The 20,806-nt window shown below is 62.2% G+C and carries 20 protein-coding genes; 15 read left to right on the forward strand and 5 right to left on the reverse strand.

Annotated features, from left to right (window positions below; genetic code table 11):
- Window positions 1–66 precede the first annotated feature (66 nt).
- The gene (locus ACUN9V_RS08215; protein WP_075563296.1) at window positions 67–393 is read right to left on the reverse strand and encodes a DUF883 family protein; all 327 of its coding nucleotides are present in this window, start codon (window positions 391–393) and stop codon (window positions 67–69) included.
- 172 nt (window positions 394–565) lie between these two features.
- Here ACUN9V_RS08215 and ACUN9V_RS08220 point away from each other — a divergent pair, with 172 nt between their 5' ends.
- Complete coding sequence (locus tag ACUN9V_RS08220; protein ID WP_445511040.1) at window positions 566–1,174, forward strand: LysE family translocator; 609 nt, start codon at window positions 566–568, stop codon at window positions 1,172–1,174.
- Window positions 1,175–1,195: 21 nt separating this feature from the next.
- Here the strand turns inward: ACUN9V_RS08220 and ACUN9V_RS08225 are convergent, their stop codons facing one another.
- Window positions 1,196–2,857 (reverse strand): acyl-CoA dehydrogenase family protein, encoded by a 1,662-nt coding sequence (locus ACUN9V_RS08225; protein ID WP_445511041.1) that lies wholly within the window; start codon window positions 2,855–2,857, stop codon window positions 1,196–1,198.
- A 243-nt stretch (window positions 2,858–3,100) separates the two neighbouring features.
- Here ACUN9V_RS08225 and ACUN9V_RS08230 point away from each other — a divergent pair, with 243 nt between their 5' ends.
- Window positions 3,101–3,622 carry an NUDIX hydrolase gene (locus ACUN9V_RS08230; protein ID WP_445511042.1) on the forward strand — a complete coding sequence of 174 codons (522 nt, stop codon included), beginning with the start codon at window positions 3,101–3,103 and terminating at the stop codon, window positions 3,620–3,622.
- Window positions 3,623–3,726: 104 nt separating this feature from the next.
- Entirely contained in the window at window positions 3,727–4,221 is a 495-nt protein-coding gene (locus ACUN9V_RS08235) for a glutathione peroxidase (protein ID WP_445511043.1), read from the forward strand.
- Between the two features lie 66 nt (window positions 4,222–4,287).
- Here the strand turns inward: ACUN9V_RS08235 and ACUN9V_RS08240 are convergent, their stop codons facing one another.
- Window positions 4,288–4,695, reverse strand: coding sequence for a DUF7079 family protein (locus tag ACUN9V_RS08240; protein ID WP_075563291.1), 408 nt, complete (start codon window positions 4,693–4,695; stop codon window positions 4,288–4,290).
- Between the two features lie 378 nt (window positions 4,696–5,073).
- Here ACUN9V_RS08240 and fabV point away from each other — a divergent pair, with 378 nt between their 5' ends.
- The 9 genes from fabV to ACUN9V_RS08285 all read left to right on the forward strand — a co-directional run bounded on the left by fabV (window position 5,074) and on the right by ACUN9V_RS08285 (window position 16,798).
- Window positions 5,074–6,273 (forward strand): enoyl-ACP reductase FabV, encoded by a 1,200-nt coding sequence (gene fabV / locus ACUN9V_RS08245; RefSeq protein WP_445511044.1) that lies wholly within the window; start codon window positions 5,074–5,076, stop codon window positions 6,271–6,273.
- 33 nt (window positions 6,274–6,306) lie between these two features.
- Complete coding sequence (locus tag ACUN9V_RS08250) at window positions 6,307–7,293, forward strand: GlxA family transcriptional regulator (protein ID WP_445511045.1); 987 nt, start codon at window positions 6,307–6,309, stop codon at window positions 7,291–7,293.
- Window positions 7,290–7,901: a 1,6-anhydro-N-acetylmuramyl-L-alanine amidase AmpD gene (gene ampD, locus ACUN9V_RS08255; RefSeq protein WP_445511046.1), complete on the forward strand. Its 612-nt coding sequence runs from the start codon at window positions 7,290–7,292 to the stop codon at window positions 7,899–7,901. The genes ACUN9V_RS08250 and ampD overlap by 4 nt, the downstream gene beginning before the upstream one ends.
- Before the next feature lie 381 nt (window positions 7,902–8,282).
- A complete protein-coding gene (aceE, locus tag ACUN9V_RS08260) occupies window positions 8,283–10,973 on the forward strand; it encodes a pyruvate dehydrogenase (acetyl-transferring), homodimeric type (RefSeq protein ID WP_445511047.1) in 2,691 nt (896 codons plus the stop codon).
- A 112-nt stretch (window positions 10,974–11,085) separates the two neighbouring features.
- A complete protein-coding gene (aceF, locus tag ACUN9V_RS08265) occupies window positions 11,086–13,251 on the forward strand; it encodes a dihydrolipoyllysine-residue acetyltransferase (protein ID WP_445511048.1) in 2,166 nt (721 codons plus the stop codon).
- Between the two features lie 242 nt (window positions 13,252–13,493).
- A complete protein-coding gene (gene adk / locus ACUN9V_RS08270) occupies window positions 13,494–14,150 on the forward strand; it encodes an adenylate kinase (RefSeq protein WP_445511049.1) in 657 nt (218 codons plus the stop codon).
- A gap of 178 nt (window positions 14,151–14,328) precedes the next feature.
- Window positions 14,329–15,018 (forward strand): tRNA (adenosine(37)-N6)-threonylcarbamoyltransferase complex dimerization subunit type 1 TsaB, encoded by a 690-nt coding sequence (tsaB, locus tag ACUN9V_RS08275; RefSeq protein WP_445511050.1) that lies wholly within the window; start codon window positions 14,329–14,331, stop codon window positions 15,016–15,018.
- A gap of 197 nt (window positions 15,019–15,215) precedes the next feature.
- A complete protein-coding gene (locus ACUN9V_RS08280) occupies window positions 15,216–16,013 on the forward strand; it encodes an undecaprenyl-diphosphate phosphatase (protein WP_445511051.1) in 798 nt (265 codons plus the stop codon).
- Between the two features lie 14 nt (window positions 16,014–16,027).
- Entirely contained in the window at window positions 16,028–16,798 is a 771-nt protein-coding gene (locus tag ACUN9V_RS08285; RefSeq protein WP_445511189.1) for a class I SAM-dependent methyltransferase, read from the forward strand.
- Window positions 16,799–16,856: 58 nt separating this feature from the next.
- Here ACUN9V_RS08285 and ACUN9V_RS08290 read toward each other — a convergent pair whose 3' ends face one another.
- Entirely contained in the window at window positions 16,857–17,282 is a 426-nt protein-coding gene (locus ACUN9V_RS08290; RefSeq protein WP_110692260.1) for a copper resistance protein NlpE, read from the reverse strand.
- 199 nt (window positions 17,283–17,481) lie between these two features.
- Entirely contained in the window at window positions 17,482–18,369 is an 888-nt protein-coding gene (locus ACUN9V_RS08295) for a DMT family transporter (RefSeq protein ID WP_110692259.1), read from the reverse strand.
- Between the two features lie 180 nt (window positions 18,370–18,549).
- Here ACUN9V_RS08295 and ACUN9V_RS08300 point away from each other — a divergent pair, with 180 nt between their 5' ends.
- The 3 genes from ACUN9V_RS08300 to ACUN9V_RS08310 all read left to right on the forward strand — a co-directional run bounded on the left by ACUN9V_RS08300 (window position 18,550) and on the right by ACUN9V_RS08310 (window position 20,803).
- Window positions 18,550–18,801 carry a CsbD family protein gene (locus ACUN9V_RS08300; RefSeq protein ID WP_075563281.1) on the forward strand — a complete coding sequence of 84 codons (252 nt, stop codon included), beginning with the start codon at window positions 18,550–18,552 and terminating at the stop codon, window positions 18,799–18,801.
- A gap of 160 nt (window positions 18,802–18,961) precedes the next feature.
- Complete coding sequence (locus tag ACUN9V_RS08305; RefSeq protein WP_223162143.1) at window positions 18,962–19,285, forward strand: YnfA family protein; 324 nt, start codon at window positions 18,962–18,964, stop codon at window positions 19,283–19,285.
- Window positions 19,286–19,603: 318 nt separating this feature from the next.
- Window positions 19,604–20,803 carry a saccharopine dehydrogenase family protein gene (locus ACUN9V_RS08310; RefSeq protein WP_075563280.1) on the forward strand — a complete coding sequence of 400 codons (1,200 nt, stop codon included), beginning with the start codon at window positions 19,604–19,606 and terminating at the stop codon, window positions 20,801–20,803.
- Window positions 20,804–20,806 lie beyond the last annotated feature (3 nt).

Here is a 20,806-nt window from a genome sequence, read left to right on the forward strand (position 1 = left end):
TTCAACCATGGTTCCGACCACTCGAGACAACGAAAACGCCCCGGCAAGCGGGGCGTCGAGGGCGCTTCAGCGGCGGCTGATCAGCAGGCCGACAACGGCGCCAGCCAAAGCGGCTACACCGATGCCTGACCACGGATGTTCACGGACGTAACGGTCACAGTCATTCATGGACTGGTTCGCCGAACGCTTGAAACGGCGATTGCGCCGACGCGATTCGGCTGCCATGCGGGCGTACTGCTCTTCACTTTTGATCCGAGCTTCTTCGATGGCGTCTCCGGCATCGTCCCGCAGGTCGCGTCCCAGTGCCTGACCCTGATCACCGATATCGCGCAGATCGTCACGGATACGGTCGGTACGTGCCTGTCGGTCGTCGCGCTTGTTGAATAAGCTCATGGTTCACTTCCTTGATGTATGTGGTCCTGTGCCTCTGACAGCGTAGACGCTTCGAAGTGCCCGTGCCGCGGTAAAATCGACCTAACGGGCATGGCTGAGGGCTTAGTCCATGGGCGGCCGGCTTGCTGTATAGTCGGTGATCGGATATCGAGAGTGGAAACAGGAAGTCGGCGTGTCGTTGGAACTCTGGTTTTCGTTGCTGGCCATATGTGCCCTCGGGGCCATGTCTCCAGGGCCCAGTCTGGCCATGGTGATGCAGAATACGCTTGGTGGCGGGCGGCTCTGCGGCGTGGTCGCGGGTCTTGCCCACGCGCTCGGCGTCGGGCTGTACGCGGGACTGACGGTGCTGGGGCTCGCTGCGGTCATCGTCCATCAGCCGTGGTTGTACCGGCTGGTGACCTGGGGTGGCGCACTGTATCTCGCCTGGCTGGGCATTCAGGCACTCCGGGCAGGTGGCAGTGCCGACTTCGATATCGTTCGGCAGGCCAGGGACTGGCGACGCGCCATGCGCGATGGTCTGCTAGTGGCGTTGGGCAATCCCAAGCTGATCGTTTTCTTCATCGCCTTGCTGAGCCAGTTCGTCACTGCCGATCTGAGTACCCACGCGCGCTGGCTTATCGTGGCCACGGCGACAGTGGTCGATGGCGGATGGTACGTGCTGGTGGCGCTGGTTCTTTCGCATTCTCGAGTGCTGCCGTGGTTGCAGCAGCACGCAGGGTGGATTCACCGCTTGACCGGCATCGTGCTACTGGGACTGGCCGCTCGTGTAGCGCTGGGATGAACGGCCGAGGCTTTCGCTGATCTATTCGTCGCTCACGCGCTCGAGTATTGACGCGATCGGCGCATCGACAGGCATCACGCCGAAAATGGGCGAGGCGTCTCTCAATCGGGTGGCGCAGAAGGTATCGGCGACGGCGTTGGGGGCGTGACGAATCAGCAGCGCGGCCTGCAGCGTTTGCGCCATGCGCTGGGCGAGCCAGCGTGCCTCGGCCTGCAGCTGCTCCGGGCTTGCCGTCAGTCGATGATCGAGTGCGGCGACCGCAGCATCGAAGGCGGGATGAGTGCCCAGCGCCAGGCCCAGTTCCCTGCGTAGCGCCGCGATGCTGGCCGGGTGACGATTCAGAATGCGCAGCACGTCCAGGCAGATCACATTGCCGGATCCCTCCCAGATCGAGTTGACCGGCGCCTCGCGGTAGAGTCGCGCCAATGGCGTCTCCTCGACATATCCGACGCCGCCGAGACACTCCATCGCTTCGGCCATGAAGGCGGGACCGCGCTTGTTGTGCCAGAACTTGGCCAGCGCGGGAATCAGCCGTGCCAGCGCTGCCTCGTGCTCGTCATCCACCGCCCGGTCCATGGCTTGCGCCCCGCGCATCGCCAGCAACAGGCTGGCTTCGGTCTCGATCGCCAGGTCGGCCACCACACGCTGCATTAGCGGCTGGTCGGCCAGTCGCCGATCGAAGACCGTTCGCTCGCGGACGTGGCGCCAGACCTCTCTCAGCGCCTGTCGCATCATGCCGGCCGGTGCGGTGGCGGCATCGAGTCGTGTCTGCTGCACCATGGCCAGAATGGCCGGTACGCCACGCCCGGGTTCGCCGACGAGCTGCGCCCAGGCGCCGACGTATTCGATCTCCGCCGATGCGTTGGCGCGATTGCCGCACTTGTCCTTGAGTCGCTGAATCTCGATGGCGTTACGTTCGTCCTCGGGCGTGAATCGCGGGGCCAGAAAGCAGGAGAGGCCGTCGTCGGTCTGCGCCAGTGTCAGGAAGGCGTCCGACATCGGCGCGCTGCAAAACCATTTGTGACCGTCGAGCCGGTACCACTCGCCGGGGCCGGGCGATGCCACCGGCTGCGCCCGGGTGCTGTTGCGCCGTACGTCGCTGCCGCCCTGTTTCTCGGTCATCGCCATGCCGAAAGTATTGGTCGTCTTCTGCCAGGGCGGGAGTGCGGTCGGGTCATAGTCCCGGCCCATGAGTCGCGCCTGCCACGCCTCGCCGCCTTTCAGATGACGCAGAACGGGCATCGCCGCGTGGGTCATGGTGATCGGGCAGCAGAAGCCGGGTTCGGCCTGGGTCAACAGATAGAGCGCGGCGATGTGCGCCTGATGGCCGCCCTCATGTTCGCGTTCCCAGGCAACGGCGTGCCAGCCACCGCGAATCGCCAGATCCATCAGTGCGTGATAGCCGGGATGATAGTCGACCTCGTCCAGACGGCGGCCATAGCGGTCGAAGGCGTGGAGCTGCGGTGGGAAGCGGTTGGCCTGATCGCCCCAGTTCGCCACGTCAGGCGCCGCCAGACGTTGACCCAGTGGTGCCAGGCGCTCTCCCACCCAGGTCGGCGAAAATCGCGCGACGGCCTCGCGCAGCGGTCGGTCCGAACGCCACAGGTCGCCCGCGTCCTGGGAGCCGGGCTGGTTCTCGACCCGATGGGTCTTCAATTCGGTACGGGGTGCGTAGTCCGCCATGCCATCCTCCGAGGTGGTTGAGCTCAGCATAAACCGCTCGTCGAAGGTTGTGCGGGGTCTTCGACCAACGCGGTATTCGACCAACCCGGTATTCGACCAACCCGGTATTTGACACGATATTTGAATGGCCCCACGCGTTCGCCTGAGGGTTGACGAGACGACGCGCACTTTCGATTTTCGATAGAACGAGTCGCAAGCCGCTCGTGATACGCTGCCATCCCGTTTTCAATCGTCAGGTTCCTCATGAGCACGTATTCCATGGGCGACAGGGTCATCGCCGACGAACAGGTTCAGCTCGTCGATCCACGCAACCGGCCTTGTGGCAGCACGTCGCGCGCCACCATGCGACGTTTGAGCTGCTGGCATCGCGCGACCTATATCATCGTGCGTAATGCGACGGGCGAGATCTGCGTGCAGCAGCGCACGCCAATCAAGGAGACTCATCCGGGGTGGTTCGACCTGGCCGCTGGCGGCGTGGTCGGAGCCGGCGAGGCGTCGCTGCCGGCGGCGCGGCGGGAGCTGTTCGAGGAGCTCGGCATTGGCGGCGTCAAGCTGGTATCCGGCGGCGAGTTCGTGTTCCACGACGCGGGATTGAGGCTTTATGGCAGCCTTTACTGGGTGGATTACGCGGGCCCGTTGCGTCTGCAGCCGGAGGAGGTCGTCGCCGTCCGCTGGCTGCCGGTCGCTGACGCACTGGCGCTCGAGAAGGCCACGCCGGATACGCGGTTGGCACTATCGACGGCCATCGAGCTCGACCGCTGGTGATGTGAGGGGGAGCGTGGCACTCTTTCGAACGGGAGCGTTGCCTCTAGGAGCTCGCGCACCGATTCCATGGATCTGAACTTGGTGTGACCCGGGTCGACTCATCAATGTCGTTATATACGCAAGACTGTCGGACGCAAACCGGCGAATTTTTCAATCTGCGCGCGCTGCGCGGACAGGTGCTGCTGGTCGTCAACGTTGCCAGCCGCTGCGGTTTCACGCCGCAGATGGAGGGGCTGGAAAAGCTCTATCGCGAATATCGCGATCAGGGATTCACCGTGCTCGCGTTTCCCTGCAATCAGTTCGGGCGTCAGGCGCCGGAGTCCTCGGCGATGTTCGGCGCGTTCTGCGAGCAGCGCTATGCGGTGACGTTTCCGGTGATGGAGAAGGTCAGAGTCAACGGCCGCGAGGCGCACCCGCTGTTTGTGCACCTGCGTCGTCAGGCACCCGGGGTGCTGGGCAGCACGCCGATCAAGTGGAATTTCACCAAGTTTCTGGTGGGGCGCGACGGCCAGATCATTCGGCGTTTCGGGCCGCGTGACGTGCCGCGATCGTTACGCCGCGCCATCGAGGAGGCGCTGGAGACGCCATTCTCGGCCTGAGTCAAGGCGTCTCCATGGGTCACTTCGGCGTCTTCCTGGGCGACCTCGGGGGCTGAATGTTGCAAGTTATCCGCCGGGTGGACGCTCGCCTCTGGCGACCATGACGCGCATCGCCAGTTCGTTGAAACGGGGGCGGCTCATCATCGTCGTCAGCCCCGAAAACAGCGACCAGCTCACCTTGCGCCAGCCGCCGAGCTTGCGGTTATGGCGCACCAGGCGCGTCAGCAGCTCCGTCTCGTCGAACGCCCGCCATTCGCCGGCCATGGAAAGCTGATTGCGTGCCATCACCGGCGACATCTCGAGACGATAGACCCACTCCAGCTGTTGCAGCGTCAGTTCACTGGCCTCGATCTCGCGGATCATGCGCGCGTAGTCCGATTCGCGCGGATCCCGCTCGAGCCACAGCGGTGACAGCGCCAGCCACAGGGCGCCGCGCCTGACGACCAGCTCTTCGATCTCTTGCTCGTGATGCATGGAATTTCTCTGCCCTCTGGTCTGGCTCGGCTGGTGGGCTATCTTCGAATACCCGCCGCGGCGAGACAAGTCCGGCCTCTGGTAATCAGGGGTCAGACAGGCCGGGCTCTCAATCACCGGTGAAGGGCGTGGAGCGTAACGAAGATCGAGCCAGGGCTCGAACGAGAACGGCCGCCCTGCGAGTTCCTATCCTTTTTGCCACTCGGTTTTGCCAACCTGTTTTGCCACCCCGTTTTGCCACCCTGCTAGAATGCGCCCAGACAGCGCTAGAGCTGATAACATTCGACCCACGCCATTTCCCGGCGATAGTTCCTCGCGAGAGTTCCTGGCGAGAGTCGTCGGGGCTTTCCGTTTCGGCCCAAGAAGACGAGGTTAGACGTGATCATCAAGCCCAAGGTTCGCGGTTTCATCTGCACCACGACGCATCCGCTCGGCTGCGAGCGCAACGTACTCGAACAGATCGAGACCACTCGTGCCAATCTGAGCGACCGCAAGGCCGGCCCACGCAACGTGCTGGTCATCGGTGCGTCCAGCGGTTACGGCCTGGCGGCGCGCATCACCGCGGCCTTCGGCTACGGTGCCGATACGCTGGGGGTATTCTTCGAAAAGCCCGCGACGGAAACCAAGACGGGCACCGCGGGCTGGTACAACTCGGCGGCCTTCGACAAGTTCGCCAAAGCCGAAGGGCTCTACAGCAAATCGATCAACGGCGATGCGTTCTCGCACGAAGTCCGCGACAAGGCGATCGAGCTGATCCGAGAGGACATGGGGCAGATCGATCTGGTGATCTATTCGCTGGCCTCGCCGGTGCGCAAGCTGCCCGATAGCGGCGAGCTCAAGCGCTCGAGTCTCAAGCCGATCGGCGAGACCTACACCGCGACCGCCATCGATACCAATAAGGACACCATCACCGAGGCGTCCGTCGAACCGGCCACCGAACAGGAAGTGGCCGATACCATCGAAGTGATGGGCGGCGAGGACTGGGAACTGTGGATGGACGCGCTGGACAAGGCGGGCGTGTTGGCGCCGGGTGCCAAGTCCGTGGCGTTCAGCTACATCGGCACCGATATCACCTGGCCGATCTACTGGCATGGCGCGCTGGGCAAGGCGAAAGAGGATCTCGACCGCGCGGCGAGCGAAATCGATCAACGCCTCAAGGCGACCGGCGGCGGGGCCAACGTGGCCGTGCTCAAGTCCGTGGTGACCCAGGCCAGTGCCGCGATTCCGGTGATGCCGCTCTACATCTCCATGGTCTACAAGGTGATGAAGGCGCAGGGCGTTCACGAGGGCACCATCGATCAGCTCAATCGGCTGTTCGGCGAGCGTCTGTATGGCGACGGTGAATCCGATGTGGACGAAGCCGGGCGCCTGCGTCTGGACGACTGGGAGCTGCGCGACGATATCCAGCAGGCGTGCAAGGATCTGTGGCCGCAGGTGACCAGCGACAATCTGTTCGCGCTCACCGATTACGCCGGCTACAAGCATGAATTCCTCAAGCTGTTCGGCTTCGAGCGCGACGATGTCGATTACGATGCCGATGTCGACCCGCTGGTCGAATTCGACGTCGTTCGGGTTTGATCGCGTCGATCGCGGTCGTATGAAACACCAGCCATGAACGCCAGCGATACCCCGCGCCGAGTGGGGTTCGTGATGCTGCCGGGCTTTTCCCTGCTGGCGCAGGCCTGCGCCATCGAGCCGCTGATCGTCGCCAATACGCTGGCGGAACGGCGGCTCTACACCGCCACGACCTTCGGTATCGACGGCCGCCCGGTGAAGAGCGTGGCCGAGCTGGCGCTGGCGCCGGAAAGCGTGGCCGGCAGCGACGCGCGCCATCTCGACATGCTGTTCGTCTGCGCTCCCACGCCGGCCTGGCCGGTGGCCGCGGGAGACGAGAGCGAGACGCTGATCCATTGGCTGCATCGCCTCGCGAGCCGGGGCGTGATGCTGGGCGGCATCGCTGGCGGTACTCACTGGCTGGCGCGAGCGGGGGTGCTGGACGGCTATCGGGCCTCGATTCCCTACGCCAGTGCCGATGCCTTTGCGCGGACGTTTCCCACGATTCACATTTCCCACCAGTTGTTCGAGATCGATCGCAATCGTCTCACCTGCGGCGGCGGCACCGCGGCAATGGACATGCTGATGACACTGATCGGCCAGCAGCAGGGCACGGGGCTGGCGCAACGGATCTCCGAACATTTCGTCTGCGAGCGCATCCGCATGGCCGACGAGCCGCAGCAGATTCCGTTGCGTTCGCGCCTGGGGCACGCCCCGCAGAGCCTGATCGATGCGGTGGCGCTGATGGAAGCCAACATCGAGGAGCCGCTGACCACCCATGAGCTGTCGGCGCATCTGGGTCTATCGCGGCGTCAGCTGGAACGACTGTTCAAGAAGCATCTCCAGGCCGTACCCAGTCGCTATTATCTGAACCTGCGTCTGCAGCAGGCGCGCAAGCTGCTGCGGGAAGGCGATCAGGCGGTGGGGGAGATCGCGCTGGCACACGGATTTTCGTCGGGTGCGCATTTTTCCACCGCCTATCGCCACCATTTCGGAATCAGCCCACGGGATGAACGGCTGGGCCACAGTGGAGGCGAATCATGACAGTAGACGCCGCGTTCGGAATCGACGACATCGGGGGGATCGAAGGCCACTGGTTGGGTTCGGCGCGCCGGGTGGTATCGCCCAACGCCAACGATCGGCCGACGGATGAGATATCCGCGGTGGTGCTGCACGGCATCAGTCTGCCGCCGGGGGAGTTCGGCGGTGACGCTATCGAGAGGCTGTTTACCAATACTCTGGATCCGGACGCGCATCCAGCTTTTCCCGCGATCGCGTCGCTGCGGGTATCGGCCCACCTGTTGATTCGGCGCGACGGCGAGTGCGTCCAGTTCGTGCCATTCGATCGGCGTGCCTGGCATGCCGGGAAGTCGCGCTGGTTCGATGGCGGACGGCCAGGCCAGAAACGGCTGCGCGAAGGGCTCAACGATTTCACCATCGGTATCGAGCTGGAAGGTACCGATGAGCGAGCCTATCGAGAGGCGCAATATCGCACGCTGGCGGCCGTACTGCGGACGTTGATCGCGTATTACCCGGCAATCACCGCCGAGCGGATCATCGGCCACGCCCATATCGCGCCACTGCGCAAGACCGACCCGGGCCCGGCGTTCGACTGGGTCTATCTGCGTCGCTGCCTGACAGAGATCGTTTGAGTGCTATGCTTATGGGTGGCGCGCGGCGCGGCTACCACCGCGCGCGTTCACTCACGACGCCGGTCAATGGGTTACATCGTTCGGCACGCGTTCCCGTTGGTGTGATTGAATGCCAAGTCATTGATGTTACGGCATTTGGGCGCAGACTCCAGCACTATCGGTGCGTCTGTGAATTGGCAGATGCCGGCGTTTGCGGTATCTTCTTCGCCTGATTTCTCGCGTCACGCACGCCTGCTGTCATTCCATTACAGCCAATAAATGTCGGAAAGCGGCCCCAAAAGAGCCGCGCCCGCACCGAAGAGCGCATATTCCCAAGCCCCGCTGCGGCTACCCGCCATGGCCGGGCGAATGGCAAACCTTTTCCCATTCGGAGAGTTGTCTATGAGTCTGGAGACACGAGAAGATCTCGATCCGGTCGAAACCACGGAATGGTTGGATTCCCTGGCCTCGGTCGTCGAGCATGAGGGCGAAGAGCGCGCTCGGTACATTCTGACCCGGCTGGCGGACCGCCTGCGTCGTGACGGATCTTCACCGCCGTTTACCGGTACCACACCGCATCGCAACACCATTCCCGTTCACCGTGAAGCCAAGATGCCCGGCGACATGTTCATCGAGCGCAAGATTCGCTCGGCGATTCGCTGGAATGCCATGGTGCAGGTGCTGCGTGCCAACAAGAAGCACAAGGGCCTGGGCGGTCACATCGCCAGCTATCAGTCCAGTGCCACGCTTTACGAAGTCGGTTTCAACCACTTCTTCCGCGCCGACGACGGTGACCACAAGGGCGACCTGCTCTACATCCAGGGCCATGTCACGCCGGGCATCTACGCGCGTTCGTTCCTGGAAGGCCGCCTGACGCAGGAGCAGATGGACAACTTCCGTCAGGAAGTCGACGGCGATTCGCTGCCGTCCTATCCGCACCCCTACCTGATGCCGGACTACTGGCAGTTCCCGACCGTTTCCATGGGTCTGGGTCCGATCCAGTCGATCTATCAGGCCCACGTGATGAAGTACCTGCACTCGCGTGAGCTGGAAGACATGAAGGACCGCAAGGTCTGGGCCTTCCTGGGCGACGGCGAGTGCGACGAGCCGGAATCGCTGGGCGCGCTGCACCTGGCCAGCCGCGAGAAGCTCGACAACCTGATCTTCGTCATCAACTGCAACCTGCAGCGTCTCGACGGCCCGGTGCGCGGCAACTCGCGGGTCATCGACGAGCTCGAAGGCGTCTTCCGCGGTGCCGGCTGGAACGTGATCAAGGTGGTCTGGGGCGGCCTGTGGGATCCGCTGTTCGAACAGGACACCAAGGGCATGCTGCAGAAGCGCATGGACGAGGCGGTCGACGGCGAGTACCAGAACTACAAGGCTCAGGGCGGCAAGTACACCCGCGACAACTTCTTCGGCAAGTACGAAGAGACCGCGGAGATGGTCAAGGACTACTCCGACGAGCAGGTCTTCCGGCTCAATCGCGGTGGTCATGATCCGCAGAAGGTCTACGCGGCGTACCACGAGGCGGTTCACAAGTCGAACGGTCGTCCCACCGTCATCCTGGCGCACACCGTCAAGGGTTACGGCATGGGCGGCGGTCACGGCGAAGCCGACATGGAAGCCCACCAGATCAAGTCGATGGACGTCGATGCGCTGAAAGCCTTCCGCGATCGCTTCGGTATTCCGGTTTCGGACAAGCAGATCGAAAGCGGCGATATCCCGTACTACAAGCCCGAAGACGACAGCCCGGAGATGAAGTATCTGCATCTCCAGCGCGAGAAGCTCGGCGGTTTTCTGCCGGCGCGCAAGGCGGACTTCGAGGCCATGGAGATCCCGGGACTCGACGACAAGATGTTCGCGGCCCAGTTGAAAGGGTCGGGCGATCGCGAGGTCTCGACCACCATGGCCTTCGTGCGCGTACTGAATGGCCTGGTCAAGCACAAGCAGCTGGGCTCCCGCGTGGTACCGATCATCCCCGACGAAGCGCGGACGTTCGGGATGGAAGGGATGTTCCGGCAGCTCGGGATCTACGCGGCCGAAGGTCAGAAGTACGAGCCCATGGATATGGGCCAGATCATGTACTACCGCGAGGACAAGAAGGGTCAGATCCTCGAGGAAGGCATTACCGAAGCGGGTTCGATGTCGGCCTGGATCGCCGCGGCGACCTCCTACGCCAACCATCATCTGCCGCTGCTGCCGTTCTACGTCTACTACTCGATGTTCGGCTACCAGCGTATCGGCGATCTGGTCTGGGCTGCCGGCGATCTGCAGGCGCGTGGCTTCATGGTCGGCGGTACCGCCGGGCGGACCACCATCAATGGCGAGGGTCTGCAGCACCAGGATGGCCACAGTCATATCCTGATGTCGACCGTGCCGACCTGCCGTGCCTACGACCCGTGCTACGGTCACGAGCTGGCGGTCATCGTGCAGGATGGTCTGAAGCGGATGTTCCAGGACAAGGAAAACTGCTTCTACTATCTGACCGTGATGAACGAAAACTACGCGCATCCGGAAATGGCGGAAGGTAGCGAAGAAGGCATCGTTCGCGGCATGTACCTGCTCAAGCCGGGCGAAGCTGGCGGCAAGAAGCAGCAGCCGCGCGTTCAGTTGATGGGTAGCGGCACGATCCTGCGCGAAGTCGAAGCGGCCGCCGTGATGCTGGCGGAAGAGCACGGCGTAAACGCCGACGTCTGGAGCGTGACCAGCTTCAACGAGCTGCGTCGTGAAGCGCTCGAGTACGATCGTCTGCAGTTCCTCGACTACGATGAGAAGCGGGAAAAGCCGTGGGTCGTGCAGCAGCTCGAGGGGACCGAAGGTCCGGTCATCGCCTCGACCGACTACATGAAGCTCTACGCCGATCAGATCCGCGCCTGGGTACCGAGCGACTTCCACGTTCTCGGCACCGATGGCTACGGTCGCTCGGATACGCGCGAGCAGCTGCGCCGCTTCTTCGAGGTCGACCGCTACTACGTGACGATTCAGGCACTGCGTGCGCTGGCCAATCGCGGCGAGATCGACGCCAAGGTCGTCAACGATGCCATGAAGAAATACGGCATCGATCCCGCCAAGCCCAGCCCTCTGCTGTCCTGAGTGGGCGGATCACGTCAGGGTGTCGCCGCCGACGAAATGGCGGCGACCAGATTGCCTGAATTAGCCGGCTTGCCCGCTAGGCAGGCTGGTGGATGATTAAAGGAGCGCGACCTTGAGTAGCGAAATCATCAAAGTTCCCGACATCGGCGGCAGCGACGATGTCGAAATCATCGAGATCGCGGTGAGCGTCGGCGACGTCATTGCCGCCGAAGACACCATGATCACGCTGGAATCCGATAAGGCCAGCATGGATGTCCCTGCGCCGAAAGGTGGCAAGGTCGTCAAGATTCTGGTCAAGGAAGGCGACACCGTCTCCGAGGGCGACGATATTCTCGAGCTGGAAGCCGAGGATAGCGGTGACGACCAGGGTGGCGATGATGCCGACGACGAGCCGTCGCAGGACGAGAGCGAGTCATCGGACAAGCCCAAGGCGGACGATGGCGACGAGTCAGACGACAACGGCGGCGATGACGCCGAGCCCCAGAAGGCTGCATCGAAGAAGAAGTCCTCCGGTGGTGGCAAGCGTACCGTCGAAGTGAAAGTGCCGGATATCGGCGGTGGCGACGGCGTCGAGATCATCGAAGTCGCTGTCAGCGAAGGCGACGAAATCAGCGAAGAAGACACGTTGATCACGCTTGAGTCGGACAAGGCCTCGATGGACGTGCCGAGCCCGTACAGCGGCAAGATCGTCTCGCTCTCGATCAAGGAGGGCGACAGCGTCTCCGAAGGTGACCTGATCGGCACCATGGAGATCGCCGGCGAAGGCGATGATGAAGGCGAAGACGAAGAGGACGCTGATGAAGCGCCCGCGGAATCCGCCGATAGCGCCGAGAATGAAGACGCCGATGGTGACGAGGATGAAGACGGCGAAGGCGAAGACGACGGCGAAGCTAGCCGTCAGGAAATTCGTGTTCCCGATATCGGCGGCGGCGAAGGTGTCGAAGTAATCGAAGTCGCCATCAGCGAAGGCGACGAGATCAACGAAGAAGACACCCTGATCACGCTGGAGTCCGACAAGGCCTCCATGGACGTACCGAGTCCTTACCAGGGCAAGGTCGTCGAAGTCTCGGTCAAGGAAGGCGACAGCGTCTCGGAAGGCGATCTGATCGGCTACGTCGAGGTTATGGGTGCCAAGAAGCCGGCGAAGAAGAAATCGTCCCCGAAGAAAAGCGACGATTCGAAGCCGGCACCGGGCAAGTCCGATGCCGAAAAGACGTCCGACGCCGAAAAGACCTCCGACACCGGAAAGACGTCCAAGGCCGACAAGCGATCCGACGGTCAGGCGCAGAAGGACGTCAGCGGTGAGCCGAGCCCGGAAGCGCGCCACAAGCATGGTGACGACAAGACCGAAGGTGCCCACGTGCACGCCGGCCCGGCCGTACGCAAGCTGGCCCGCGAACTGGGCGTCGAGCTCGGTGAAGTCAAAGGTTCCGGTCCCAAGGGTCGTGTCCTTAAGGATGACGTCGACGGCTTCGTCAAGCAGGTGATGAAGGATCGCAAGAGTGGCGGCGGCGCGGCGAAGGCCGGGGCCACTGGTGGCGCGGGTATCCCTCAGGTGCCGGCGATCGATTTCAGCCAGTTCGGCGAGATCGAAGAGAAGCCGATGAGCCGTCTGATGAAGGCGGGCGCCAACAACCTGCATCGCAGCTGGCTCAACGTACCGCACGTCACTCAGTTCGACGAAGCGGACATTACCGAGCTCGAAGCGTTCCGCAAGTCGATGAAAGCCGAGGCGGAATCCCAGGGTGCCAAGCTGACGCCGCTGCCGTTCATGATCAAGGCGTGCGCCTATGCGCTGCGCAAGTTCCCGCAGTTCAACGCAAGCCTGCATCCGGACGGCGACAAGCTGATCATCAAGCACTACGTGCATATCGGCGTGGCGGTCGATACGCCGGATGGCCTGATGGTGCCGGTGATCCGCGATGCCGACAAGAAATCCTTGATCGATCTGGCCAAGGAGTCGGTCGAGCTGGCCAAGAAGGCGCAGAACAAGAAGCTGTCCCGCGACGAGATGAGCGGTGCCAGCTTCACCATCTCGAGCCTCGGTTCCATCGGTGGTACGGCCTTCACGCCGATCGTCAATACTCCGGAAGTGGCCATTCTGGGTATTTCCAAGTCGTCGATGAAGCCGGTCTGGAATGGTAGCGAGTTCGCACCGCGGTTGATGTTGCCGCTGTCGCTCTCCTATGACCACCGGGCAGTCAACGGTGCCGATGCGGCGCGCTTCACCGCCTTCCTGGCGCAGGTGCTGACCGATATCCGTCGTATGCTGGTCTGATCCGACGGTCGATGCGATCGACGCCAACGGCCTCTACGGAGGCCGTTGGCGTTTTCGTCTCTACCACGCCAGCGTGGTAGAAACGAAAGGCCGGATCCCGCGGCGGCGTTAGCCCAAGCGAGTCTTGTGCGCTACCGGATCGGCAGGTATCGTCTTGAGCCATTGACGGTGTCTTCTGCATCCTGTTTTCCATGTCACCGACCATTCCAAGAACCGACATCATTCTTCAAGGAGCCGTATCGATGCGTTTGATCCTCTTGGGCGCCCCCGGCGCTGGCAAGGGTACCCAAGCCCAGTTCATCTGCGAGCATTTCCATATCCCGCAGATTTCCACCGGCGACATGCTGCGTGCCGCGGTAAAGGACGGTAGCGAGCTGGGAGTCAAGGTCAAGGAGACCATGAACAGTGGCGCTCTGGTATCGGACGATCTGATCATTGCGCTGGTCAAGGAGCGCATTGCGCAGCCCGACTGCGCCAACGGGTTCCTGTTCGACGGTTTTCCGCGCACGCTGCCGCAGGCGGATGCGATGAAGGAAGCCGGCATCAAGCTCGATCATGTGGTGGAAATAGCCGTCGACGACGAAGAGATCGTCAATCGACTTTCCGGACGTCGCGTGCATCCGGATTCCGGGCGCATCTATCACGTCGATTACAAGCCGCCCCAGGAAGAGGGCAAGGACGACGTCACCGGTGAGCCGCTGATTCATCGTGACGATGATAGCGAGAAGACCGTACGCCATCGTCTTTCTGTCTACCACGATCAGACCGAGCCGTTGGTCAGCTACTATCAGCAGTGGGCGGCGGAGGATGCCGACGCAGCGCCGGCGTACCACCGTATTGCCGGTATCGGCAGCGTCGACGAGATTCGCGAACAGGTTCTCGCCGCACTTGAGGCCTGAGCATCCGATTCCTTGCCAGTCCGACTCTTCGCTAGCCTAAAACGCCGCTAGCCCGAAACACCGATAGCCCGAAAAGTCGTCTCGAAATAGGCTCCGCCTCTTGGCGGAGCGTTCGTTTTGGCGTCACGATGGCGCTATACTCGCCCCCTTCTTTTTGCCGCCATTCCCCGGGACACCGATGCCGACGTTGCTGGCGCTGGACGCCTCCTCTACCGCCTGTTCCTGTGCGCTGATTCAGGATCAATCCATCGTTCAGCGCTTCGAGATCGCCCCGCGCGAACATACCCGCCTGCTGCTGCCGATGATCGACGAGGTTCTGGCCGAGGCCGGTGTATCACTGGAGCAGCTCGATGCGATTGCCTACGGGCAAGGTCCCGGATCGTTTACCGGCTTGCGAATCGCGGCCGGGGTCGCCCAGGGGCTGGCCTATGGCGCCGATCTGCCGTTGATGGGGATCTCGACGCTGGACGCTCTGGCGCTGGCTGCCCATCGCCAATGGCACGCGCGATATGTGATCGCGGCACTCGACGCGCGCATGGACGAGATCTATGTCGCCGCCTATCGCTGCCATGAGGGGATGCTGACTGCCCTCCTGGAGGAGCGGGTCATGCCGCCCTCGAAACTCTCGCTGCCGCAAGGCGATGACGAACTCGAGTGGCTGGGGATCGGCAGCGGCTGGCAACTTTTATCTGCCATGCCTGTCGATGTACAGGCTGCATTGGTGCAGACCCTCCCCGATGAACTCCCGGCGGCTGAGGATATTGCACGTCTGGCCGCTGCTTCGTGGCAGCGTGGCGCCCGCGGTGGCTCCCCCCATGAGGTCATCCCTGTCTATCTGCGTGACGAGGTGGCATGGCGTAAGACGTGAAAGGTCAAGGCTAACGATGGCGACCTCTTTGGAAACACTGCATAAATGTCTGCGCGGGCAAATCGCTTCGTTGTGCGGTGCGCGAAATCCTCACCTATACGCCATAGGCTCCGGTTCCTGTGCTCCGTACGCCTTGCGCTTTACTCCGCTCGTCAATTTATTCAGCGCTTCCCTTTGCATAAGGATAGTGAACGATAATGGATGCTTTTCAGCTGGCCGCGCTCGCCATCATCCAGGGCTTGACGGAATTTCTGCCCATCTCTTCTTCCGCGCATCTGATTCTACCTTCGCAGCTGTTTGGCTGGTCCGACCAGGGGCTGGCCTTCGATGTCGCCGTCCATATCGGCTCGCTGGGGGCCGTGCTGTTCGCGTTTCGCCACGAAGTCTGGCGCATCCTTCACGCCTGGTTTACCCAGTTCGGCGAGCGCGGGCCGACCCCGGAAAGCCGTCTGGGGTGGGCGATCATCATCGCCACCATCCCGGCGGTGATCCTCGGTCTGTTGATCGAAGGCTGGGTCGAGAGTGCGGGGCGCTCGGTGCTCGTCATTGCCACGACGACGATCCTGTTCGGGGTGCTTCTGGGCGTGGCCGACAAGCGCGGTAGTCGGGTCAAGCCGCTCGAAACCCTGAGCCTGAAGAGCGCGCTGCTGATCGGCCTGGCCCAAGCCATTGCCCTGATTCCGGGCACTTCGCGCTCGGGCATTACCATGACGGCGGCTTTGATGCTCGGCTTTACCCGGCAGGCCTCGGCGCGTTTCTCTTTCCTGCTGTCGATTCCGCTGATTCTGGCGGCAGGGTCGTTGAAAGGATTCGAGCTGGTTCAGTCGGGTACCGCAGCCCAGTGGCACGAGATTCTGCTGGGCGTGGCGCTGTCGTTCGTGGCGGCCTGGATCTGCATCAAGCTGTTTCTGGCAGCACTGGACAAGATCGGCATGATGCCGTTCGTGATCTATCGTCTGCTGCTGGGCGTGGCGCTGTTCGTATGGGCGACGTGAATTCCCACTCTCCGATGGCAGCCAGCGAGCCGCTGACCGTGGTCGGCGACTCCCTGATCGATCTCGCCGCGCGCTATGGATTGCCCTGGGCTTCGTCGGCGCCCGCTGGCGGGCTCGTCTTGCAATGTGGCGAGAACGGACTGGAAATCGGCGGTGACGTCAGACTCTACGGTCATCCGATACGCGCGGATTTCGTGACCGGAGCCGCGGCGCATCGCCGGCGTTACGGCGGCGGGCGCGGGCAGCTCGTCGCCAGAGCCTGCGGCTTCGGTAAGGGTGTGGTGCCGCAGATCGTCGATGCCACCGCAGGCCTGGGTCGGGACGCTTTCGTGCTGGCCTCTCTGGGGGCCGAGGTGTTGATGGTCGAACGCGTGGCGGCGGTCCACGCGTTGCTGCAGGCGGCTCTGCGGCAGGCGTCGAGCGACGACGAGGTGGCACAGATCGTCGAACGGCTTTCACTGAGACACGCCGACAGCGCCACGGCACTGGCGCAAGCGGTCGGCGACTGGCCGCACCAGCCCCAGGTCGTGCATCTCGATCCGATGTTTCCGCATCGGGAGAAGTCCGCCATGGTCAAGAAGGAGATGCGGCTTTTCCGCGAGCTCGCGGGCGATGATATCGATGCCCCGAGCCTGCTGTCGGCGGCGCTGGATGTCGCCACGCACCGCGTCGTGGTCAAGCGCCCACGCAAGGCGCCGCCTATCGAGGGCCCCGCGCCCAAGCACGTTCTGGAAGGCAAGACCAGCCGATACGATCTGTATGTGCATCGTTCGCTGAAGACTTGAGCGCTTTAAACGAGCGAACCGGGCATGAGCCCGGTTCGTCGGTTGGTCCTGGCTGAACTTACTGACGTTTCAACGTCATGTCGGCGCCGGACTGGATCGTCTGCATGTGAGTATCGAGGACTTCGAGATCGCCGTTGTCGAGGGGGCGTAGATAGTAGATCGTATTGCCGCCGGCGCCTTTGAGCTCGTAGATCGTCGGAATCTGCTGCGGTCCGGCATCCTTGAGCACCAGGAAATTGCCCTTGGTGGTCATCGGCTCATCGCTCCGTCCCTGGTAGAGGCTGTTGAGCGAATAGGCGCCACCGGTGTCATCCATGTTCATCATTTCCAGATCGACCTGGATGCCCGAGCAGTCCGCGCAGGGCAGGACGCCTTCGTATTCACCGGCCGCCTTCTCGTATGGGGACGGCGGCGCCCCGGCACAACCTGCGAGTGTCAGAGTCAAACCCAGCAGCCCTGCACCCATCAAACCTGAAGTACGCATTGCTTATTCCTTTTTTAGCAGAATGCGTTTCTCAGTATAGTTCGAAAATCCGGAGGCGGGAGATTCGCTGATGCGCTCGCTGCCGTTCGGTGGATGATGTTCTGCCGGCGACGTCCGCTCGCCAAGGATCTGTTGCCGCTGTTCCGTCACCAACGAGCTATCACCAACGAGCTATCACCAACGAGCTATCACCAAAGAGCTATCGCTGGCGCCTGAACAGAATCAGCCATAGGGCTCCCGCGATCAGCAGTCCGCCGACAGCGTGCGCCCAGGTGACCCGCTCGCCGAGGAACAGCGCGCCCCACAGCACGCCGAACAGGGGGACCAGCATGGTGACCGTCAGCGGTTTGATCGGACCGAGATCCTCGACCAAGCGGAAGTAGAAGAGGTAGGCCACCGAGGTGCAGGCAAGGCCCAGTGCAAGCATTGCCCACCAGACACCGAGGTCGTTCCATACCAGCGCGTTTGGCGCGAGTGCGACCTGTCCTAGCATGAAAGGCGCGAGTAACAAGGTTGCCCCCACCTGTGAGCCCATTGCGATCAGCCGCGAATCGAGCCCGCCGCGCTCGGCTATCCAGCGTCTGACGGCGAAGCCGCTCAATCCATAGCAGCCAGCGGCGACCAGGCAGGCGCCGGCACCGATCAGCAGACCCCGGCTTAACGCGACAGGGCCGGTCCCCACCAGCACGCTGACGCCCAGTACGCCCAGCGCCACGCCGATCAGGCGGTCCCGCGTAAGTCGTTCCTGGAAGAACGTGGCGCCGATCACCACGCCCATCAGTGGCGTCGAGGCGTTGAGCATGGCGGAGTAGCCGGCAGGCAGATACTGGGCCGCGATACAGAACATCGCGAACGGAATGCCGGAGTTGACCATGCCGATCGCCAGTGACGTCTTGAACTTGCCATCGAACTGCCAACGCACGCCCAGTACGGCGAGAATCGCCACCAGCCCCAACGCGCCGAACAGCACGCGGAAAAATGCGGTGGGAAACGCCCCCAGTGCCGGAGTGGCAATTCGCATGAACAGGAAGCTGGCTCCCCAAAGCGCGGATAGCAGAAGCAGACGGAGCAGCGACGGTAGCGGCATGGCATTTATCCTTGGTCATGATCGCCACGCAGCGTAAACCGGTTCGGCGGCGATGTCCGGCAGTTTTCGGCGTTCGAGCTCGACCGAGATACGCGAATTTTGTCGAGAACGCGCAAGCCAACTATGCTCAAGGGCCAGTGGAGTGATTCTGCTGTAAAGTCAGTCATCAAGGAGATCGACATGTACGAAGATCAAGTGAAAGGACGCACCGAGGAACTCAAGGGTCGCACTCAGGAAGCCGTTGGCGCTTTCACCGAAGACGACGATCTGCGCAGCGAAGGCAAAGCGCGTCAGACAGTAGGCAAGGTGCAGGCCAATTACGGCGAGAAGCTCGACGAAGTCCGTGAGGCAACGGTCAAGAATCCGATCAGCGCGCTGGCGATTGCAGGCGGTGTTGGCGTGTTTCTGGGTATTATTCTCGGCCGTCGTTGAAGTTCGTTCGAACTTCTCGGCCAAGAGCGTTTCTCGATCCCGGCTTCAGGCCGGGGTCGTCGTTTTGGCTCGTGGAGACGTCTTGGTCGGTAGCGTTGGAATGGCGCCTGTCAGGTGAGGCGATACCGCCGGATCCTACGGTTTTAGACAGGCCCACATCTTGTTGACCCCCCTTATCTACCTCGCCGCCGCGCTAGCAGAAATCGCCGGTTGCTTCGCATTCTGGGCGTGGTGGCGACTGGACAAGTCTGCACTGTGGCTGGGCCCGGGCGTCGTCAGCCTGATGCTGTTCGCCTGGCTTCTGACGCTGGTCGACAGCGATTACGCAGGGCGTGCCTACGCGGCCTACGGCGGCGTCTACATCGTCACGTCGGTGGTATGGCTATGGCTGGTCGAGCAGCGCCTGCCGGATCGGTGGGACGTGATTGGCGCGACGATCTGTCTGATCGGCGCCGGTGTCATTCTGTTCGGGCCTCGGGGTTGAAGGGCGGCGAGCGAGGGCAAGACACTGGAGGGCGATGTTTAGTCGGATGGTAACGAATCTATCCTAAAATCGGCCGGAATTTGACGCGAAAAAGTCTTGAGGCCAGTCTCAGACGAGGTCATTATCTGCGGCCTCTCGCCGGTTCCCGGGTCGGTGCGAGACCAAGACCGGGGTGGCATCGGGTCGGGACGCGCTGAATCTTCTGAGAAGTTAGTTGCACACTCATTCGACAAGCCCTTGACCACTGATTTGACTCGCCTTGGCCACTAGCGATAAGACCTTATCACTGTTGACTTTTCCCGATCTGGAAGCGAATTCATGAGCAAAGTCCTGATTGTTGGCGCCGGTGGCGTCGGTGGTGTCGTTACTCACAAGTGCGCCCAGCATCCCGAGGTATTCAGCGAGATCTGTCTCGCCAGCCGTAACGAAGCCAAATGCAAGGCGATCGCCGAGCAGTTGCCGCGTCCGATCCAGACCGCCCAGGTCGATGCCGACAGCGTCGAGGCGCTGGTCGCGCTGATCGAGTCGTTCAAACCGGATATCCTGATCCATGTGGCACTGCCATATCAGGATCTGACCATCATGGAAGCCTGCCTGCAGACCGGCGTGCCGTATCTCGACACCGCCAACTACGAGCACCCCGACGAAGCCAAGTTCGAGTACAAGGAACAGTGGGCGTTTCAAGATCGCTACGCAAAGGCCGGCGCGATGGCCACGCTGGGCTGTGGTTTCGATCCGGGCATGACCAATATCTACTGCGCCTATGGCCAGAAGAATCTGTTCGACGAGATTCACCGCATCGATATCCTCGATGCCAATGGCGGCGACCACGGCTATCCGTTTGCGACCAATTTCAATCCGGAAATCAACATTCGCGAGATCACTGCGAACGGTCGTTACTGGGAGAAGGGTGAGTGGGTCGAGACACCGCCCCTGGCCGAGAAGCGCAAGTTCGATTTCGACGGCATCGGCGAGAAAGATCTCTATCTGCTCTATCACGAAGAGCTGGAATCGCTGTCCCAGAACATCAAGGGGCTCGAGCGCATCCGTTTCTGGATGACCTTCTCCGAAAAGTACATCACCCACCTGAAGGTGCTCGAGAACGTGGGCATGACCCGCATCGATCCGATTCAGGTCAACGGCGTCGACATCTCGCCGCTACAGTTCCTCAAGCAGGTGCTGCCGGATCCGGCGTCACTCGGTCCGCGCACCAAGGGCAAGACCAACATCGGCGTCATCCTCGATGGCATCAAGGATGGCAAGCGTCGCAAGGTGTACATCTACAACATCTGCGATCATGAGAAGTGCTACGAGGAAGTCCAATCCCAGGCGATCTCCTACACCACTGGCGTGCCGGCGGTGACCGGGGCGATGCTGATGCTGGAAGGCATCTGGAAGGGCGAGGGCGTCTACAACGTCGAGCAGCTCGATCCTAACCCGTTCATGGAGCGCATCGGCGAGATGGGCCTGCCGTGGCAGATGGTCGAGCTCGACCCCGATCAAGACCCGCTGGCCTGAGCA

The sequence above is a fragment of the Salinicola sp. V024 genome (assembly GCF_052645315.1).

Coding starts and splice junctions, on each gene's coding strand:
- tsaB (WP_445511050.1), top strand. CDS start 14,329: ATGCCGACGTTGCTGGCGCTGGACGCCTCCTCTACCGCCTGTTCCTGT.
- adk (WP_445511049.1), top strand. CDS start 13,494: ATGCGTTTGATCCTCTTGGGCGCCCCCGGCGCTGGCAAGGGTACCCAA.
- ACUN9V_RS08225 (WP_445511041.1), bottom strand. CDS start 2,857: ATGGCGGACTACGCACCCCGTACCGAATTGAAGACCCATCGGGTCGAG.
- ACUN9V_RS08250 (WP_445511045.1), top strand. CDS start 6,307: ATGAACGCCAGCGATACCCCGCGCCGAGTGGGGTTCGTGATGCTGCCG.
- ACUN9V_RS08310 (WP_075563280.1), top strand. CDS start 19,604: ATGAGCAAAGTCCTGATTGTTGGCGCCGGTGGCGTCGGTGGTGTCGTT.
- ampD (WP_445511046.1), top strand. CDS start 7,290: ATGACAGTAGACGCCGCGTTCGGAATCGACGACATCGGGGGGATCGAA.
- ACUN9V_RS08230 (WP_445511042.1), top strand. CDS start 3,101: ATGAGCACGTATTCCATGGGCGACAGGGTCATCGCCGACGAACAGGTT.
- ACUN9V_RS08280 (WP_445511051.1), top strand. CDS start 15,216: ATGGATGCTTTTCAGCTGGCCGCGCTCGCCATCATCCAGGGCTTGACG.
- ACUN9V_RS08215 (WP_075563296.1), bottom strand. CDS start 393: ATGAGCTTATTCAACAAGCGCGACGACCGACAGGCACGTACCGACCGT.
- ACUN9V_RS08285 (WP_445511189.1), top strand. CDS start 16,028: ATGGCAGCCAGCGAGCCGCTGACCGTGGTCGGCGACTCCCTGATCGAT.
- ACUN9V_RS08300 (WP_075563281.1), top strand. CDS start 18,550: ATGTACGAAGATCAAGTGAAAGGACGCACCGAGGAACTCAAGGGTCGC.
- ACUN9V_RS08295 (WP_110692259.1), bottom strand. CDS start 18,369: ATGCCGCTACCGTCGCTGCTCCGTCTGCTTCTGCTATCCGCGCTTTGG.
- aceE (WP_445511047.1), top strand. CDS start 8,283: ATGAGTCTGGAGACACGAGAAGATCTCGATCCGGTCGAAACCACGGAA.
- ACUN9V_RS08290 (WP_110692260.1), bottom strand. CDS start 17,282: ATGCGTACTTCAGGTTTGATGGGTGCAGGGCTGCTGGGTTTGACTCTG.
- ACUN9V_RS08240 (WP_075563291.1), bottom strand. CDS start 4,695: ATGCATCACGAGCAAGAGATCGAAGAGCTGGTCGTCAGGCGCGGCGCC.
- ACUN9V_RS08235 (WP_445511043.1), top strand. CDS start 3,727: ATGTCGTTATATACGCAAGACTGTCGGACGCAAACCGGCGAATTTTTC.